Genomic DNA, 18,618 nt, shown 5'->3' on the forward strand with positions numbered 1-18,618 from the left:
AATCATCCCCCAAAGTAGAAAACACCGCTACATCTATCTGCTGAATCAAGAATGCCAGAAAATGTTGAAGCCAGCGATTTTACCTTATCCAAAATTGAGCGGGAGATCAGGCGAATGAAGATTGTCGATATTAGATTAAAAAAGTTGAAGCCATCTCCTTGGAATCCAAATCGCATGGAAGAGGCGATAGTGGCACGTCTGAAATCAAGCTTAGCCCGTTATGGAATGGTTGAGCCGCTAGTAGTAAGACCGATAAGCGATTATTATGAGATCCTTGGCGGCAATCAACGCTTTAAGTTAATCTCTGAAATCGGATTAGATCCGGTACCGTGTGTGATAGTTGACCTAGATGATACTCAAGCAAAGATTCTCGCCCAGGCTTTAAACGGGCTTCATGGCGAGGATGATCTCGGTCTTAAAGCAAAAATACTGACAGAAGCGCTCCAGACCATTTCACCGAAAGAACTTATATCCATCCTCCCCGAAACCGCTGATAGCTTGAAAAGTCTTTCGCAGATAAATGAAATAGACATGGCTGAGCACTTGCAAGCCTGGAACAAAGCCCAAAAAGGCAAGCTTCGGCACCTTCAGGTCCAGCTAACCAGCGATCAGATGGCGGTGGTAGAAAAAGCTCTAAATCTGATACTGCCTGAAGTTAAAGCTGGTGAAGCTTCCAGCCCCAATTTAAGGGGTTGCGGCATTTACCTGATATGCAAGTCATTTCTGGAATGGAGAGATCGTCAATGAATGCTATCTGCTGTCCTATTTGCTCACAGCCACTATCTGTATCGGTAGCCAAAGGCCGGAAATCCGGGAAGCCTTTTATCATGCTGAAGTGCAACCAGGATGGGCGTCATTTCCGGGCATTTATTACCGATAAGGCATACGTGAGACGGGTGCTAGATGGGTTTGATCTTAATACTGACAAAACTAAAGGGCTTAATTGTCGAGAAGGTAGTATCTGATGAAGGTATGCTGTTATGCCAGGGTTTCGACGGCGGATAAGGACCAAAATCCGGAAACGCAGTTAATGCCGATGCGTGAATTTATTGCTGCTCAGGGTTGGGAGTCATACGACGAGTATATCGATTATGCCCCAGCTACAGATAAGTGTCACCGAACTGCTTGGAAAGCAGTCTTATCCGATGCCAGCAAGCGAAAGTTTGATCTGCTTCTCGTATGGCGGATGGATAGGGCTTTCCGGTCTGTGCTTGATGCAGCCAATACCCTTGAACAACTGCGTACATGGAAAGTAGGGCTGAGATCTTATGCAGAACCCTGGCTGGATACCACCTCTCCGTTCGGCGAAGCACTCTACTACATAACGATAGCCTATGCTCAACTTGAACGGGGCATTTTACGTGAAAGGGTTAAGGCCGGGATGGAAAGGGCTCGTAAAAACGGCATTAAAATTGGCCGCCCTAGGGTAACCGACAGGAAAGGGTTTAAACGCCGTTTTGGAGAGGTTTTGGCGAGGCTTGAATCCGGCAAGGTTTCACAAGCCGAGGCTGCCAGAGAGCTTAATATTGGTTATGCTACTTTAAAGCGGCTGATCGATGCTGGGGAGCAAGGACGTGACGCGGATTAACCGCACAAACCAGGCAAAAAAACCGTTGACGTGTATACGCCCCTCGTATACAATTGGCGGCCAAAACGCCGGAGGCGAAACTGCAGAGGAAATAGTGATAGCAAATTTTTTAAACACCTTAGCCGAGGTATCACTGTCAATAATTCGCCGACTGAATGAAAGCGAGACGATGGAAAAATGAAAGCTGCAGGATATATAAGGGTTTCTTCAGCTTCCCAAGTGGACGGGTATTCCCTAGATGCGCAGGAAAACTTCTTCAAGGACTATTGTAAATCAAGAGGTTGGGAACCGGTCAGGATCTATAGGGAAGAGGGGAAATCGGCACATTCGGATGCTATTTCCAAGAGACCCTGTTTTAAACAGCTGCTTGAAGATGCCGCCAGAGGATGCTTTGATGTTATTGTTGTCCATACACTTGATCGCTGGGCACGTAACCAGCGGATCACGCTGGAGTCGATAGCAACCCTTGGGAAATACAATGTTTCATTGGTTTCAATAACTGAAAATATAGATTACTCTAATCCTCAAGGTAAATTGTTCACCCAGATGCTGGGCTCATTTGCCGAATACTTTTCGGGCTCACTTTCTACCCACGTTAAGAAAGGTATAAAACAGCGGGCGCAAGCAGGAAAACACTTGGGTTGCATTCCCTTTGGTTATGAATCCTGTTGGGAGAAAGGTAGCAAGGGAGAGAAAAAGCTTAAATGCAAACCTGAGCATCCTGCGGGCATACACATTCATCCGGCTGAAGGACCAATGGTCACCGAACTGTTCAGAAGGTACGCCTCAGGCTCAACTACCTTGGGTGAACTAGCCCAGTTGCTCAACGACCAAGGCTATCGGACTAAAAACATTCACCATTATCCTGGCCCAGACGGCATCTTAAAAGGCGGTCCAAAGCTGTTTACTACCGCCTCAGTAAGAGGCATCCTGCACAATATCTTTTATACCGGTAAGGTTAAACATCTCTGGGAGCTGCTGCCAGGATCTCATGAGCCATTGGTAAGCCCGGAAGTTTTCGATATAGTTCAAGCTACGCTAAGGAAAAATTGCGGCCGATCCAGCACCATGAACCCGCATCCTGTAAGAGAATATCTACTTAAAGGGCTTGTAAGGTGTGCTTATTGCGGGATGCCAATGTGGGCACAAACATATTCAAACGGGAGAAAATATTACCGGGAACACAAAAATTCAAGAAGTCATGGCATATGCCCAGAATCTTCAGGTTCGATCCCCTGTCATATTGCCGATGATCAGGTTTCCCAATTGGTAGAAAACATCCAGCTTGGTGACAACTGGCTTGAAGAAGCATTGGCTATTATCGCAATAAAGGATGAGGCTTCCAATATCATGGATAAAAAACAAAAGACGATTGAGAAGCTACGAAGGATGGCTAAAGCATATATTGATGGTTTCATGGAAGATGCTGATTATGACCGACAAAAAAGGTTGCTGCAGATGGAGATCGAATCACTGATAATACCTGAGGTTCAAGCGGTAGAAGAAGCTGGCAACTTGCTACAAAACTTGCCCCGACTCTGGGCACTAGCCACTGAAACAGAGAAAAGGAAAATACTTATCAGCATGCTGGATGCAGTCTATATTGATACTCGCAATAACGTTGTGGTAGCCATAAAACCAAAACCGCCATTTAAACCTGTATTCCAGGTGGCGGTATCGAGTTTGGGTTCTGATATTCACGTAATAAACGAACCACTAAATGGTTCGTCTTTGTTTCTGGTGGAGACGGGGGAGAGTCGAACTCCCCGTCCAGAAAAGATAGCCCAGAATCTACTACAGGTTTATCCGGTTATAATAATCTCGCCAGGCTGATATCAACCGGCAACAATTCAAACCTGGCCAGCCGATTATTTCTTTCGCTCCCGGTATCGGTGTCCCAGGTGCGGCACCCCGGCATTTCGTCACCCAGTACCAGCCCGTCGGGGTGGGGCTGGAGTGGATGGGCCAGCTTAAATTAGCCAGCCAGAACCAGTTCAGGTTCGCCAGTTGTTTTTTTGCCGTTTTTTTATGAGGACCACGGCGCCTCAACCTGCAATTCTGTAACTCCTCTTCCCTGTCGATACCACGCGTCCCCGCTAATGACATAGCTTTAAGCTTGTCTTTTTAAAGTTCGGCTTATCTGGCGTTTGGCCTCACTCTCTATTATAGCATCTTTTTTCTCGTATTGTTTCTTCCCGCGCCCCAGGCCAATACCTATTTTTGCTAAATGCCCCTTGATATAAAGGCTTACTGGAACCAATGTGTAACCTTTTTCTCTGACTTTACGCGCCAGCAAGTTTATTTCGTCACGGTGCAATAAGAGTTTCCTGTCCCGGTTTGGCTCATGGCTGATAGAAAAAGCACTAGCGGATTCATACCGGGGAACATGCGCTCCTATCAGCCATAATTCCCCATCACGTGGTCTGATATAGGCTTCATTCAGGCTTATTCTGCCCATACGAATTGATTTTATCTCGCTGCCGCTGAGTACTATCCCGGCTTCAACGACGTCTTCTATATGATAATTATGATAGGCTTTGCGATTAGTGGCGATTTTTCTGGTTTCCATTTTTTACTCCAACGTAATCAAAGTTAATAATAGCATTATTTACTCTGTTTTATCAGCCGGATGAATATTTGTCTGGCTGATGCTATATTGATAAGCTGAAAACTGTAATACCCAGATGGTTTCATTAGTAGTTCTTGTGGTCGTATTCGTCCTGATCGCTGTTCGGCAAATCGGCCGCTTCCGTTTGCAAATATGGCATATTATGTCGGCTGGAGCCGTTGCAGTACTCGCTGCCGGACAGATCTCCGCAACCGAAGCTATTACTTCTATCAATATAGATGTGATGCTTTTCCTGCTGGGAATGTTTATTGTAGGCCAAGCTCTCGAAGAAAGTGGTTATCTTGCCCATATATCTTCCCGGTTTTTCGGTAACGCCCGCTCACTGGATGCCCTGGTATTGCTGGTGTTGTTTGGGATGGGCTTTCTATCGGCAATACTGATGAATGATACCCTGGCAATAGTGGGCACTCCAGTGGTGGTGATGTTATCTAAGAAAACAAATACTGCCCCCAGAATACTTCTGTTGGCACTCGCTTTTGCAGTTACTATTGGTAGTGTAATGAGCCCAATAGGCAACCCGCAAAATTTATTGGTTGCCAGCCAGGGAGGACTTGCAAATCCGTTTGTTACCTTTTTATCCTGGTTGGCGGTACCGACTGTAATCAACCTGCTGATTGTCTACGTTGTTTTAAGATTATTTTTCTGGCGCCATTTTGCTAATCGTATGCTAGATCGTCAGGTGGAACTTATCAGGGAGGAAAAACTTGCTCGTTTATGTCAGTTCTCCCTCTTGATAATTATTATCATGGTTGGTTTAAAAGTGCTGGCAGTGTTCATCATGCCTGAGTTCGACTTTAGGTTAACCTATATTGCTATAGCTGCCTGCCTGCCAATTGTGTTGCTATACAAACGCCGGTTGGGAGTAGTAAGTCGAATAGACTGGTCAACCCTGGTGTTCTTTGCTACCATGTTTATCTTGATGGAGAGTGTATGGGCGAGTGGTGTATTTCAGGAAACTTTGATTCTTGCGAATGTCGATATCAGTCAGCCTCCAGCGGTTATGGGTATCAGTGTTATTCTCAGTCAGCTAATATCTAATGTTCCCCTGGTTGCGCTTTATTTACCAATGCTGATTGAACAGGGCGCCGGCACTGCTTCTATGATGGCACTGGCGGCAGGTTCAACAATAGCGGGCAATTTTACTATCCTGGGGGCTGCTTCCAACGTAATTATTATTCAGAATGCTGAAAGGAGATGTGGCCAGACTCTTGGCTTTTGGGAGTTTGTCCGTGTCGGGATTCCGTTAACGCTATCAAATATTCTGGTCTACTGGTTGTTTATAAGTATACATTAATTACCAGGCGACCCGGATTTTATGACAAAGAACCGCTGGACGATTTAGCTTTACAAAGGCTTGTTTCAACAGTATTGTTAATTTAAAATGAGCCTGCTGGAATATCGTTTATGAGAATAGAAGGTACTGGTACTACCGAACATATTGGATCGGTGAAAGTGTATGGTGTACGCCGGATGCTGGAGTTGGATTCCGGTTTGGCGACGATTACTACTGCCAGGGGGAAGCCAGAGACCCAAAAAATATCTCTTGAAGATATCCGGAATGTAGAACAGCGGGAATACTCAGAAACACTGGTGCTGGGAGGCGACATTCAGCAGAACGCGCACATATTAAACGCGATCAAGCAAACTGGCCTGGATTATGTTTTTGGTGGCAAGTTTTTTGAGGTAGCCTCCGGCAACGATAAAGGCAAAGCTGTCAAGATTCTTAATGAGCTTTACGAGCTGAATTACGGCGAGGTATTTGCCGTAAGTATAGGGGACAGTGAAAATGACCAGTCGTTGCCCCTGGCGGTAGACGATCCATATCTTGTTCTTGGCTCAGACGGTCGTTGGACAGGCTTGAAAATCCCAGGCTTGAATAAAATAAATGCTATTAGGCCTGAGGGGTGGAGCCAGGCAGTGCACAAACTGCTTCAACTTGATCAGATTAGTGCCTCAATTTATTCTACTGGTGTATAATAATTTATTATTTTCTTGTACCTTGGAGAAGAGTGATGAGTAACGCGGTTCTTGTAATTGATATGTTAAAAGGATTTTACCAGGAAGGATACCCCCTCTATTGTGGCCCAAGCGCGGTCAGGATTATTCCTGAAGTAAGGCGGTTGTTGGAAAAGGAACTAAAACGGGGCAGCAAGATCTTTTTTATTGCGGATTCTCACTCGGTGGACGATCTTGAGTTCAAAATGTTTCCTCCACATTGTATTGCCGGCACAGCCGAAAGTGAAGTCATAGACGAGCTTGCCGCTTTCCCGGGAGAAAAAATAGAAAAAACTCGTTACAGTGCATTCTATGGCACCGATTTGGATATACAGCTTGCACTGTTAAAGCCGGAAAAACTTATTGTTTGTGGAGTATGCACTGATATTTGTGTAATGCATACTGTTGCTGATGCACGCAACCGGGATTATGAAGTTGAAGTGCCAGCCAATTGTGTTGCTTCTTTCGATATTCAGGCTCATGATTGGGCACTCAACCATATGGAAAAGGTATTAGGCGCCAAAATTACCGGTAAGGAGAATTGTTAATGAGCGGCTTACCATCCAGGGATATTTTAAACGGTAATACCGCCGATGTTTATTTCAAGAGGACCATTGACATCCTCAAGGCAGAAGGTCTAAACCCGACGGTAATAATGGAAGTATTCCCCAATCGTAAAGGAGTGCTTTGTGGTATAAAGGAAGCTTTGGGTTTGCTAAAAGCTGTTTTACCCTGCTCGCAGAGCGAGGTATGGGCTATGCCGGAAGGCGAAGTGATGGAAAATAAAGAAATAGTATTGCGCATTAAAGCTCCGTACCAGAGCTTTGGCCTTTATGAAACAGCATTATGTGGGGTGCTTGCGCATGGTTGTGGTTGGGCTACTGCGGCACGGGAGTGTGTAGAAGCAGCGGGAGACATACCTGTGATTAGCTTTGGTGCAAGGCATGTTCACCCTAATGTGGCTGGAGTGATGGATTATGCCGCTATCGTAGGAGGATGTAAAGCCTGCTCTAGCATATCAGGGGCAGATATGACCGGGACTATTCCCAGCGGTACTATGCCGCACTCTCTGATACTAATAATGGGAGATACAGTAGAGGCAGCACTCGCTTTTGACCGGCATATGCCGGAGAGCATTGGCCGGGTTGCACTGGTGGATACATTTAAAGACGAGGCAGAAGAAAGCTTGCGGGTGGCAGAAGCTCTCGGACGGCGTTTGGCCAGTATTCGTCTTGACACTCCGGTTGAAAGAGGAAGAGTTACTGTTGAGCTGGTTAAGGAAGTCAGGGCAAGGCTTGATTTGGCTGGTTACGATTATGTAAAAATATTCGTAAGCGGCGGCCTGGATGCGGAAAGAATCAAATTATTTATAAGCTCCGGAGCTCCGGTAGATGGTTTTGGAGTTGGCAGCTATATCAGCGGTGCACGGCCGATAGACTTTACTGCAGATCTTCATGAGATTGACGGCCAGCCCATTGCGAAACGAGGGCGGATACCTGGTATTACACCAAATCCGAGGCTGGTTCGGATTATATAAATATGGCAACAATACTTTTGGTTGGCGCCGGGGGTTTTTGGGTGCTATCGCGCGATTGAGTCTGCTTAGCAGCCGGATTATTTTTATTGGCATGAGACAGGCGTTTTCATTATAATGAGGCGTTTAATTACCGGGGGTGATGATTGAAACTGTATGCAATTGTTGGAATGGCTGGTGCTGGCAAATCCGAAGCAGCGCAAGTCTTTGAGGATAGTGGTTATATAAAAGTGCGCTTTGGTGATATTACAGATGATCAAATAAAAAAACGCGGGTTGGTTGTCAATGAAGAGAACGAACGGGCAGTCCGGGAAGCTCTCAGAAAAGAATATGGGATGGCAGCTTATGCCATCCTTAACCGCCCGAAGATTGACCAGGCTCTTCAAAATAATCCAGTTGTTATCGATGGGCTTTATTCGTGGGAAGAATATAAGAGTCTTAAAAGCTATTATGGGGAAAAGCTGGTGGTGGTCGCTATACTCGCGTCCCCTGCAACCAGGCACTTCCGGCTGAGTTCAAGAACAATCCGTCCACTTAGTTCAAGCGAAGCCTTGAGCCGCGACAGTTCAGAAATAGAAAACCTCAACAAGGGTGGGCCTATAGCTATGGCAGATTTCAATGTGATTAACGAAGGCTCGCTGCAAGAGCTGTCTGCACAAATCAGGGTTTTGTTAGACCAATGCAGAGGACTTAAATGATTCGCCCTTCCCTTGACGAGTATTTCCTCAAGCTTGCTGCAGTAGTGGCGGAGCGTTCAACCTGTTTAAGACGCCATGTTGGCGCAGTGGCCGTTCGTGATAAACACATTCTAGCTACCGGCTATAATGGTGCTCCGGCTGGAGCGGCAGATTGTCTGGAACTGGGTTGCCTTAGGAATGAAAATAATATACCCTCCGGTCAGCGGCATGAAGTCTGTCGGGCTATCCACGCTGAGCAAAATGTTATTATTCAGGCTGCCCTGCACGGAGTAAGCTTGGAAGGTGCAACTATATATGCAACTCATTCGCCGTGTGTGCTATGTGCTAAAATGCTTGTAAACGCTCGTATAAAAGGCTATGTAAGTTTTGGCGACTATAGTGAAGGTACTTTCATACAGCTTTTTAAAGATGCGGCTATCAGCTATCGCAAAGCTGATAGGCCATCAAATACGATTAGTTTTATTGATTGAGAACAGCTGAGGCAGGCAAAAGTGGCTAAAAATTATGCCAAGGTAATTGTAAATCCGATAGCTGGAGGTGGAGCTACCGGACAAAAATGGGAACAAATCCGCCAACATTTAACCCTGAATGGCCTGGCTTATGATTATGAGTTCACCGATTACCAGGGACATGGCATTGAGCTTGCCCATACAGCTGCCGGCGAGGGATACAGTTTTATTGTCGCGGTTGGCGGCGACGGTACCGTTAATGAAGTTGCAAACGGAATTCTTACTTCCCCTAACCGGGAAAACACCACTCTCGGAGTGATTAATACCGGTACTGGCAGTGACTTTATCCGTACAGTTGGTACTCCAAAAGATCCGCTTGAGGCATGTAAGTTCCTGGCAAGACAGGATCGTTTCCTGATAGATGTTGGGCAGGTAGACTTTTATCGGGAAGGTACCAAAACCAGCCGCTTCTTCGTAAATTACTGCGGTACAGGTTTTGATTCAGAAGTGGCAGAAGCTACCAACCGCATGCCAAGGCCGTCTTTCGTGTCCAATACGGTTCCGTATATCATTTCTCTTTTATGCACTCTGGTTCGCTATCGCAATCGTGATGTCAAGATCAGTATAGATGGCAAAATCCGGCAAGGGCGTTTTCTGACCATAGTTGTTGCCAACGGGCGTTACTTTGGCGGTGGTATGAAGATAGCTCCCGATGCAGATCTGAGTGATGGCAAATTGGATATCGTTACCGTAAACGATGTTGGCAAATTCGAATTGTTAAAAGCTTTTCCCCGTATATATAAAGGCACTCATATTACTCATCCAAAGGTTACCATGTCCCTGGCCACTAATGTGCAGATTGATCCTGGGGAGCGCATGCCGGTCAGCGCCGATGGGGAGCTACTGGGTGAAGGCCCGGCTGCTTTTCGTTTGATACCCCAGGCACTTGCCATTGCCCGTTAAGTATACTGTCATAATAAGCAGTTACAGGTTCTCTCCCTGGTAAGATCCGTTGTAACCCTGGGAAGCCTCGTCAAGGATAAAGAACACCATCTGTGCCAGCCTGGCATCTTTTTCCAGGATAAAACCATCTGGATTAAAGACAGTAAGCATAGACTGTCCTCTTCCTGAGTAACCCGGATCCCATACCGCAGTATTTATGCTCACTCCACTTCGCAATAAGCTGCTTCGCGGAAATACCAGTGCCATCAGATTAAGGGGAAGATTTACAGCTTCATTATAGGTAACGAGATAAGCTCCAGCGGATAGATGAATATATCCGTTATGATCAAATTGGAGTGCGCCAAGCTCTGAAATCAGTCTGTCCTGGTTGGATCGGCTTATTCTGCCAGGCGAAGTAAATGAGAATATATCCTGTACGGTAAGGTCGATGCCGCAAGGTTGCAGCTGTTCTGAAATATCGATGTAACCGCTAACAAGCGCTGGCTCATGATTGACTAACTTTTGTATCTGGCCTGAGTTGAGTATTCCCGGCAAACTATCCTCCGTTGTAAAGATTAATAGCTGGGTATACTTTATCTTGGCGGGGACTGCCGAGTCAAAATCGATAAGCGTTCAAGATAGTTTTATGTTGACCGTAATGCAGCATAAAGCTAAACTCTATACTACTGCCTGAGGATGGTTTTTATTGAAACTGGTAAGTGTTTCCGAGATGATAGCTATTGAGCAGGAATCAGCGTTAAATGGGATTCCGCCTGTTCAATTAATGGAGAGCGCTGGTCTAGCCGTAGCCTTAAAAACCATGGATCTCGCTGGTAACATAACCAGTAGGAATATCATCGTACTGGTTGGTCCTGGCAATAATGGCGGTGATGCCCTGGTGGCAGCAAGACATCTAGCCTGTCGGGAAGCAAATGTTAAAATGGTTATCCCGGTATCAAGTCCTTCTAACCAGGCAAATTTGCAGCTTGCCCTTGAAGCTGGAGCCGGTTTAGTGAATGACTTTTCAGATCTGCAAATACAATTGGCAGATGCTGATATTTGCCTGGATGGATTTTTTGGAACCGGTCGCAGCCGTCCGATTGGTGGAGATTATAAATCTATTCTGCATTCTGTAAATTCCGCGAAAGCCAGGCGCGGAGGCTTGCTAACCATTGCCATCGATGTTCCTTCCGGAATAGATGGTGATACCGGCGCAGTTGATCCTGAGGCGTTTATTGCCGACTATACTCTAACCCTTGGATACCCCAAGCTTGGTTTATACAATTGTGATTCTGCCGTGACAGTTGTTGGAGAGATAGCGATATTGGATATAGGCATTCCTGCTGATATTGGAGTGGCTGCCGATATCGAGCTTGTCGATTGGCGGAAAGCGATCCAGATTGTTCCCCGGCGGCCAATGAATGCCCATAAAGGTACTTCTGGCCGGTTGCTGGTAGTTGCTGGTTCGGATCGATACCCGGGTGCTGCCTTTCTTTCTGCTGCTGGTGCAATCCGGTCAGGGGCAGGATTGGTTACCCTGGCTATTCCCCGTAGTTTGCAGGGTGCAATTGTGTCTCTTCTTCCTGAGGCTACTTATCTTCCGCTTGATGAATTATCCCCCGGGATCATTTCCAGCCAGGCTGCAAGTATGGCGCAAACCTCGTTGGAAGGGTATGCAGCACTTTTGGCTGGTTGCGGGATGGGCCAAACGCGTGAATCTGGCGAGTTAATCTGCTCGCTGGTCAAACAGGTTAAGAAGTACAAACTGCCATTCGTGCTGGATGCTGATGGATTAAATATACTGGCAACCACTCCCGGGTGTTTTAAGAGTATGCCTCCCGGCGGTATACTTACTCCTCATCCGGGTGAAATGGGGCGCCTGTGTGGTTTAAATATAGCCCAAATTCAATCTGATCGTATTGGAATAACCAGCCGAAAAGCCCGTGAATGGAATCAGGTTATAGTACTAAAAGGAGCTTATACGGTAATAGCCAGTTATGATGGCCAGGTGAAGGTCAATCCTTATCCAAATCCGGCCCTGGCTTCTGCTGGTACCGGAGATGTGCTGGCAGGGATTATAAGCGGATTGCTGGCTCAGGGGCTTAAAAGTTTTGACGCAGCCTGGCTGGGAGTGTATCTCCACTCTCGGGCAGGTATTGAAGCTGCTCGGGATTTCGGTAGTATTGGAGTACTGGCAAGCGATCTACTGCCTCTTTTGCCGATAACCCTCAAATCCTTGGCTGAGCCAATTAAACTGGAGGAATAAATATGCTGCTTGCGATAGATATCGGTAATACGGAAACCAATTGGGGCGTGTTTAAAGGTGATATTCTTGAGGCTCGTTGGAGTACTGCCACCGTAATAAATCGAACCATGGATGAATATCGCATATTACTGAATCAGCTTTTGGCTACTCAAAACATCAATACGGGACATGTTCAAAGTGCCGTTATGTGCAGCGTAGTTCCACCGCTAACCGGAATATTTGAAGAAATGCTTGCCGGAATTGCTGGAGATGATACTTTGACAGTTGGGGCGGGAATTAAAACCGGGATCAGGATTCGTATGGACAATCCCAGAGAAGTCGGCGCTGACCGTATAGTTAATGCAGTAGCAGCTCGTTCTTTATATTCGGGTGCTGTTATTGTGATTGATATGGGAACCACAACGACATTCGATGTGATATCAGCAGAGGGTGATTATCTTGGCGGGGCAATTGCGCCGGGTTTAAAAATCGGGGTCGAAACTCTATATAGCCGAACGGCTGTATTGCCACGGGTTGAAATTTCAAGGCCAGAAAAAACAATCGGCACCAATACTATTGCTGCAATGCGCTCGGGTCTGGTTTTCGGCCATGCAGCTATGGTAGAAGGCTTGGTAAAACGGATAAAAAAGGAATTGGGTCATGACGCGACTGTTGTTGCTACCGGCGGCTTGTCGGCAATAATAACACGAGAAACAGACTCAATAGATATTATAAACACTGATTTGACACTTACCGGATTAAAGCTTGTCTACAAGATGAATACAGAGGTATCCGGCTAAGACGTTATTATTCTCATATTGGGAGGAGCATATGCTCGAAGGAAAAGAAGTTGTATTGGGGATAACCGGTAGCATAGCTGCTTATAAGGGAGCTGACATTGCCTCTAAGCTCAGCCAGGCGGGTGCGGCGGTTAACACCGTGCTGACTGAATCGGCTACCAGGTTTATTTCACCACTTACGTTCGAAAGCATTACCGGAAAAAAAGCGCTTGCAGGTCTTTGGGAGAATATGCCTGGAATAACACATATCACTATGGCAGAAAACGCCGATATCGTGCTCATAGCCCCAGCAACTGCTAATACTATAGCTAAGCTTGCAAATGGAATTGCAGATGACATGCTCTCCTGTACTGTCCTGGCGACGCGTGCCCCGGTTATTATTGCGCCTGCTATGCATACTGCCATGTACGAAAATCCGGTGACACAAAAGAATCTGGATCGGTTAAAAGAGCTTGGTTTTATTATCGTTGAACCTGGTGAAGGACGACTGGCTTCGGGAGGTTACGGTAGGGGCAGGTTGGCAGAGACGGACATTATTACCGGCACTGTGAAATGGGTTTCCTCCAAAGACGAAGACCTGGCTGGAAAAAACCTCGTAATAACCTCCGGCGGTACTCGAGAACCTGTGGACCCTGTACGTTATCTGGGTAATCGGTCTTCCGGTAAAACAGGTTATTTTTTAGCTACAGCAGCCAGAGACCGAGGAGCCAGGGTTAAACTTATTACAACCTGCAAACCTTTTGGCGAAGTTGTCGGTATCGACGTAGAGTACGTGGAGACCGCTACCGAAATGCTGGTTTCGGTGAATCGGGCGATCAAGAGTGCTGATTGCCTCATTATGGCTGCTGCGGTTGCCGATTATCGTCCGGCAGAAATCCATAGCAGTAAAATTAAAAAGAAAACTGCGGATATGGATATCAGGCTGGTTGCTACTACTGATATCCTGGCACAAGCCGGGGGCAGTATTTTACGAGTCGGCTTTGCTGCAGAGACAAATAACCTGGAACAGGGCGCTCGTGAGAAACTAGTCTCCAAAAAGCTTGATCTGGTAGTAGCTAATGACGTCACTCAGCCGGACGGAGGTTTTGGATCCGATAGTAACCAGGTAACACTCTTTTTCAAAGATGGTACAGTTGAAAAACTCCCTTTAATGCCAAAGAGCATTCTTGCTCATCGTATCCTGGATTCACTCCGTCTGCCTGGTTAGCCGAATGCAGGTTTCTGATTGAATAAAATACGGTTGGTAAGCAGCAATATGCTTCTGATGTCCTATAAAATTAACCCGGCTTCTAAGTTATTACAAACCATCCGGGTGCAAAATCGCTTCATTAGAAGGTACAATGTAAGTTCATGTTTCAAATTAAGACGAGGGTGATAAATGACTGAAAATAAAATCCGCCAAATGCCTACAGCCTATAATCCATCTGATAGTGAGCATCGCTGGTATCAGTTTTGGCTGGAAAATGGCTATTTCAAGCCGGTGATCGATCCCTCAAAACAGCCCTTTACAATCATAATGCCGCCGCCCAATGTTACCGGTGAATTGCATGTTGGCCATGCCCTTACCGCTACGCTTCAGGATATTATGATTCGCTGGCATCGCATGAAAGGTGACGCTGCTTTGTGGCTTCCTGGGGTTGATCATGCTGGCATAGCTACCCAGGTAATGGTGGAAAAACAACTTGCCAGAGAAGGCCTTAACCGGCACGAGATCGGCCGCGAAGAGTTTTTAAAGCGTACCTGGGAATGGGTCAATAAAATTCGTGGCGCGATCACCAGACAGCATACGAGACTGGGCATTTCCTGTGATTGGTCGAGGGAAGTGTTCACGCTTGATCAGGGTCCGTGCAAGGCGGTAAGAACGACTTTCTATAATCTGTATAAAGAAGGGCTCATATATCGAGGCGAACGTATTACCAACTGGTGCCCAAGGTGCGCAACTGCTCTTTCCGATCTTGAAGTTAATCACCAGGAGCTGGCGGGTAATCTTTATTACGTCCGCTATCCAGTCAGTGGAGAAGAGGGAAGTTACCTGATGGTAGCAACTACACGTCCGGAAACTATGCTGGGAGATTCAGCAGTGGCTGTAAATCCGGCAGATGAACGTTTTACCAGATTTATCGGTAAGAAACTGATACTTCCACTTGTCGGCAGGATAATACCCGTAGTAGCTGATGATGTGGTAACTACCGATTTTGGAACTGGTGCGGTAAAGGTAACGCCGGCTCACGATCCGGTTGATTTTGAAATTGGCCAACGCCATAATCTTGAAATTATAAATATCCTAAACCGGGATGCCACTTTGAATGAAAAAGCCGGCAAGTACGCCGGATTGGATATCGCTAAAGCTCGAAAACAGGTGGTGGCTGAGCTCGAAGACGCTGGATTGCTGGTAAAAGTTGAGCCATACAGTCATTCTGTTGGCCATTGCCAGAGATGTTCATCGGTTGTTGAACCTATTGTATCCAGGCAATGGTTTGTTACTATGGAACCGCTTGCTCGTCCGGCAATAGAAGTAGTTAATGATGGGCGCATCACTATTATACCGGAGCGGTTTAATAAGGTTTATCTTAACTGGATGGAAAATATTCGGGATTGGTGCATCAGCCGCCAGCTTTGGTGGGGGCATCGCATACCGGTTTGGTATTGCCAGGATTGTAGTGAGGTTATCGTCAGTATCGAAGATGCAACCACCTGCCCCAAATGCGGTTCGTCATCTCTCCAACAGGATGAAGATGTGCTGGACACCTGGTTTTCCTCGGCTCTTTGGCCGCACTCTACTCTGGGGTGGCCGGATGAGACAGAAGATTTTAAGTATTTTTATCCTACATCTGTCATGGAAACAGCTTATGACATCCTCTTTTTCTGGGTAGCCCGCATGATAATGATGGGATTAAAAAATACCGGCCAGATACCTTTCAAGCTTGTTTATCTGCATGGTCTGATCCGGGATGAGAAGGGTGAGAAGATGAGCAAAACCAGGGGCAATTCTATTGATCCCCTGAAAGTGGTTGAGGAATATGGAGCATGTGCGCTCCGTTTCGCCGTTTCGACTGGTACTGCGCCAGGGAATGACACCAAGCTCTCTGCCAACAAGCTCGAAGCCGGGAGGAATTTTGCTAACAAGCTATGGAATGCTACCCGTTTTGTTATTCGCAGCCTGAATGAGGCAGAGAGAACCGCTCCGACCAGTTTGAGTTCGATGCCCCCGGAAGACAGGTGGATTCTCAGCCGTTTGAATCGGGTTATAGCTACCACCAACCGGCTGATGGAGGAATACCAGTTCGGCGAAGCCCTTCGCGAGGTTCATGATTTTCTGTGGGGTGAATACTGTGACTGGTATCTGGAAATAACCAAAATCAGGCTGAAAGAAGACACTAGCCCATCGCCGTTACCAGTCTTATTGCAGGTATTAGAAGTGTCTTTACGCTTGCTGCATCCGTTTATGCCATTTATAACCGAAGAGCTCTGGCAGCAGCTTAAACAGGTCAAGCCGGAGCTTGGGCGAGGTTTACCCTCTATCATGATCAGTGATTATCCCCGGGCGGACGAGTCTGCTCTGGATGAAGGAGCTGAAGAGCTGGTTGGTACGCTCATAGAAATAATCCGTTCCATCCGCAACTTGAGGAACGAGCATAATGTTGAACTGTCACATATAGTGGATGTCAAGGTTTTTGCTCACACTCGTACCCGGGAACTGAAAGCATATTCGCCGGTTATCCGATTCCTGGCACGGGCAACCCCGATGTTTTTTGAGAAAAGGGAGGAAATTTCTAGCGAAGATGATATTGTTAGCGTAGGCGAAAAAGCTGATATTGCCGTGCCTTTAAAAAGCCTGGTGGATGTGGAAAAGGAAAAAGCGCGGCTCTCTAAAGAAATCGCATTATTGGAAGTAGACGTGGAGCGTCTTACCGGGCGTCTTGCCGATGAAAAGTTTATTACTCGTGCACCAGCAGCAGTAGTGGATAAAGAAAAAGCGAATCTTCAGGCTCGCAGTGAAAAGCTGGAAAAGCTTAAAGCTGAGTTGGCGAGGCTTTAAGCAGGATTATTATAAAAAAGGCCGCTGTGTAAAACAGCGGCCTTTTTACTTTAACCAGTTAACCTAGTCTTCCCACTCGCCGTGATTACCCGACTTCGAGAAACAAAAAGCCAGTACACCTATTATAATCAACCAGCCAACGATGGCCGAGGCAATAGCTGCTCCTGTCATTTATTTGTCCCCCTTCTTGCGAGATTTTAATAAGCTGAGGCCTATGCTGATAAGCAAAGTTATTAGTAGAATACCCCATATCCAGAGAGATCCCAGGCCATATCCACCATACTCTGTCTTGGATGAATCCCACAGATAGGCTAGGTCCTGAACGAAACCTCCGTATATAACACAAAAAAGCAGTCCCAGAGGAACTACCAGTTTTAACAGCCAGTTCCACCACGGACCTACTTTGATATCAGAGGTTGAGTTCAAATGCAGCCGTAATTTGTCGGCTCCAAACTTCCAGCCTATTACTAATGTTGCCAGCAGGCCGGTGATAATCAGGCCATAGAAAGATACTGAGCGATCAACGATGTCTAACCAGTACAAGCCCGCTTGCGTGCAATATAAAAGACTGGTTAGGAATCCAACTACACATACCCAAAACGTTGTCTTTTTTACACTCCAACCGAATTTATCAGTTAAAGGAGCGATGACGCCGCCGTGGGCCAGGAAGAAAGCAGAGTCTACGCCGATAGTAAACAAGCTCAGGAAGAACAGGATTCCAACAATGGCGTTGCCGCCAGGCATCATAGAGACCGCTGCCGGATAGGTGACAAACGCAAGTCCTAAGCTATTTGTGCTTACATCTGACATAGGGATATTTAAACCTTGTACCAGGAAACCGACTACGCTGAATACAGCAAAACCTGACAAGAAAGCGGTTCCAAGGTCGCCAAATGAAGCGATGACGGTGCTGTTAGTTATATCGGCTTTCTTGGCCACCCAGCTTCCGTAGGCGAACATACCAGCCATACCTACTGACAAGCTAAAGGCCACCTGGCTTGCGGCGCCGAACCATACATCCGGATTAGTCAATTGTGAAAAATCTGGTGACAGGTAGCTGTTAAGTCCTTCCATAGCACCTGGTAGAGTCATACCCCGTACGGTAACTGCAACCAGCAGAATCCATGGAAGAATTACAAACAAGATATGCCATTTGCCTGATGCTTCTGCACCACGGTAGATCGAAAAGAACATTACCGCCCAAACTAACAGCAGACATACTACTGTTAGCCACATGATAGAGCCAAAGTCTCCTAAACCACTGGATAGCTGGAGAATTGTGTCATAAAAGAAACCATTAGCTGCTTCTGCGCCTGCTCGACCGGTACCCCACTCCATCGTAACAGAGCTGATAACAAATCTCAGCGACCAGGCCAGAATAACAGCGTAATAACCAACTATAAGAAAGGCGACCGTTGCAGGCCACCAACCGAGCCATTCCCATTTCTTGCCAATTCCTTCAAATACTCCGGGCGCGCCTTTTTGAAAATAACGGCCCATGCCAAATTCCATCATTAACCATGGAATACCAAACAAAACGACGCATACCAGATAAGGTATAAGAAAGGCGCCTCCACCATACTCTTGTACCAGGTACGGGAACCGCCAGACATTTCCCAGCCCAATGGCTGAACCGATTGCCGCAAAAATGAAAGTGGCTTTGTTAGACCATCTGTCACGTACTGCTTCCGCCAAGTTG

Annotated in this window: 18 protein-coding genes, 1 other RNA gene and 1 pseudogene; 16 read left to right on the forward strand and 4 right to left on the reverse strand. The window is 46.5% G+C overall.

What is annotated here, in order from left to right; translation table 11 throughout:
* Positions 1–51: 51 nt before the first annotated feature.
* The 5 genes and pseudogenes from PHX29_04445 (at position 52) to PHX29_04465 (ending at position 2,839) form a co-directional block, all read left to right on the forward strand.
* Entirely contained in the window at positions 52–747 is a 696-nt protein-coding gene (locus tag PHX29_04445) for a ParB N-terminal domain-containing protein (GenBank protein MDD5605143.1), read from the forward strand.
* The gene (locus PHX29_04450; GenBank protein MDD5605144.1) at positions 744–965 is read left to right on the forward strand and encodes a hypothetical protein; all 222 of its coding nucleotides are present in this window, start codon (positions 744–746) and stop codon (positions 963–965) included. Before PHX29_04445 ends, PHX29_04450 begins: the two co-directional genes overlap by 4 nt.
* Positions 965–1,588, forward strand: coding sequence for a recombinase family protein (locus PHX29_04455; GenBank protein ID MDD5605145.1), 624 nt, complete (start codon positions 965–967; stop codon positions 1,586–1,588). Before PHX29_04450 ends, PHX29_04455 begins: the two co-directional genes overlap by 1 nt.
* Entirely contained in the window at positions 1,575–1,769 is a 195-nt protein-coding gene (locus tag PHX29_04460) for a hypothetical protein (GenBank protein MDD5605146.1), read from the forward strand. The genes PHX29_04455 and PHX29_04460 overlap by 14 nt, the downstream gene beginning before the upstream one ends.
* Positions 1,766–2,839, forward strand: a pseudogene (locus PHX29_04465) (recombinase family protein). Before PHX29_04460 ends, PHX29_04465 begins: the two are co-directional and overlap by 4 nt.
* A 487-nt stretch (positions 2,840–3,326) precedes the next feature.
* Here PHX29_04465 and ssrA read toward each other — a convergent pair.
* Positions 3,327–3,683: a transfer-messenger RNA gene (ssrA, locus tag PHX29_04470) on the reverse strand.
* Between the two features lie 15 nt (positions 3,684–3,698).
* Positions 3,699–4,157: an SsrA-binding protein SmpB gene (gene smpB / locus PHX29_04475; protein ID MDD5605147.1), complete on the reverse strand. Its 459-nt coding sequence runs from the start codon at positions 4,155–4,157 to the stop codon at positions 3,699–3,701.
* A 115-nt stretch (positions 4,158–4,272) separates the two neighbouring features.
* Between smpB and PHX29_04480 the strand changes: the two genes are divergently transcribed.
* The 7 genes from PHX29_04480 to PHX29_04510 all read left to right on the forward strand — a co-directional run bounded on the left by PHX29_04480 (position 4,273) and on the right by PHX29_04510 (position 9,856).
* On the forward strand, positions 4,273–5,511 hold the full coding sequence (locus PHX29_04480; protein ID MDD5605148.1) for an SLC13 family permease: 1,239 nt from the start codon (positions 4,273–4,275) through the stop codon (positions 5,509–5,511).
* Positions 5,512–5,621: 110 nt separating this feature from the next.
* Entirely contained in the window at positions 5,622–6,194 is a 573-nt protein-coding gene (locus PHX29_04485; protein ID MDD5605149.1) for a hypothetical protein, read from the forward strand.
* Between the two features lie 35 nt (positions 6,195–6,229).
* Positions 6,230–6,760 (forward strand): cysteine hydrolase, encoded by a 531-nt coding sequence (locus tag PHX29_04490; protein ID MDD5605150.1) that lies wholly within the window; start codon positions 6,230–6,232, stop codon positions 6,758–6,760.
* Positions 6,760–7,749 (forward strand): nicotinate phosphoribosyltransferase, encoded by a 990-nt coding sequence (locus PHX29_04495; GenBank protein MDD5605151.1) that lies wholly within the window; start codon positions 6,760–6,762, stop codon positions 7,747–7,749. Before PHX29_04490 ends, PHX29_04495 begins: the two co-directional genes overlap by 1 nt.
* A 143-nt stretch (positions 7,750–7,892) precedes the next feature.
* A complete protein-coding gene (locus PHX29_04500; protein MDD5605152.1) occupies positions 7,893–8,444 on the forward strand; it encodes an AAA family ATPase in 552 nt (183 codons plus the stop codon).
* On the forward strand, positions 8,441–8,914 hold the full coding sequence (locus PHX29_04505) for a dCMP deaminase family protein (protein ID MDD5605153.1): 474 nt from the start codon (positions 8,441–8,443) through the stop codon (positions 8,912–8,914). Before PHX29_04500 ends, PHX29_04505 begins: the two co-directional genes overlap by 4 nt.
* Before the next feature lie 21 nt (positions 8,915–8,935).
* Positions 8,936–9,856 (forward strand): diacylglycerol kinase family lipid kinase, encoded by a 921-nt coding sequence (locus PHX29_04510; GenBank protein ID MDD5605154.1) that lies wholly within the window; start codon positions 8,936–8,938, stop codon positions 9,854–9,856.
* A gap of 21 nt (positions 9,857–9,877) precedes the next feature.
* Here the strand turns inward: PHX29_04510 and PHX29_04515 are convergent, their stop codons facing one another.
* The gene (locus PHX29_04515) at positions 9,878–10,390 is read right to left on the reverse strand and encodes a deoxyuridine 5'-triphosphate nucleotidohydrolase (GenBank protein ID MDD5605155.1); all 513 of its coding nucleotides are present in this window, start codon (positions 10,388–10,390) and stop codon (positions 9,878–9,880) included.
* A gap of 151 nt (positions 10,391–10,541) precedes the next feature.
* On the opposite strand from PHX29_04515, the gene PHX29_04520 reads away from it, so the two are divergent.
* From PHX29_04520 to PHX29_04535, 4 genes are all read left to right on the forward strand, one after another.
* Positions 10,542–12,101, forward strand: coding sequence for an NAD(P)H-hydrate dehydratase (locus PHX29_04520; GenBank protein MDD5605156.1), 1,560 nt, complete (start codon positions 10,542–10,544; stop codon positions 12,099–12,101).
* A gap of 2 nt (positions 12,102–12,103) precedes the next feature.
* Positions 12,104–12,880 carry a type III pantothenate kinase gene (locus PHX29_04525; GenBank protein MDD5605157.1) on the forward strand — a complete coding sequence of 259 codons (777 nt, stop codon included), beginning with the start codon at positions 12,104–12,106 and terminating at the stop codon, positions 12,878–12,880.
* Positions 12,881–12,911: 31 nt separating this feature from the next.
* Positions 12,912–14,087 carry a bifunctional phosphopantothenoylcysteine decarboxylase/phosphopantothenate--cysteine ligase CoaBC gene (gene coaBC / locus PHX29_04530; GenBank protein ID MDD5605158.1) on the forward strand — a complete coding sequence of 392 codons (1,176 nt, stop codon included), beginning with the start codon at positions 12,912–12,914 and terminating at the stop codon, positions 14,085–14,087.
* 171 nt (positions 14,088–14,258) lie between these two features.
* Positions 14,259–16,919, forward strand: coding sequence for a valine--tRNA ligase (locus tag PHX29_04535; GenBank protein MDD5605159.1), 2,661 nt, complete (start codon positions 14,259–14,261; stop codon positions 16,917–16,919).
* Between the two features lie 171 nt (positions 16,920–17,090).
* Here the strand turns inward: PHX29_04535 and PHX29_04540 are convergent, their stop codons facing one another.
* Complete coding sequence (locus tag PHX29_04540; GenBank protein ID MDD5605160.1) at positions 17,091–18,614, reverse strand: sodium-dependent transporter; 1,524 nt, start codon at positions 18,612–18,614, stop codon at positions 17,091–17,093.
* Positions 18,615–18,618: the final 4 nt, after the last annotated feature.

This window comes from Dehalococcoidales bacterium, assembly GCA_028717385.1.
Taxonomy (GTDB): Bacteria; Chloroflexota; Dehalococcoidia; order Dehalococcoidales; family CSSed11-197; genus CSSed11-197.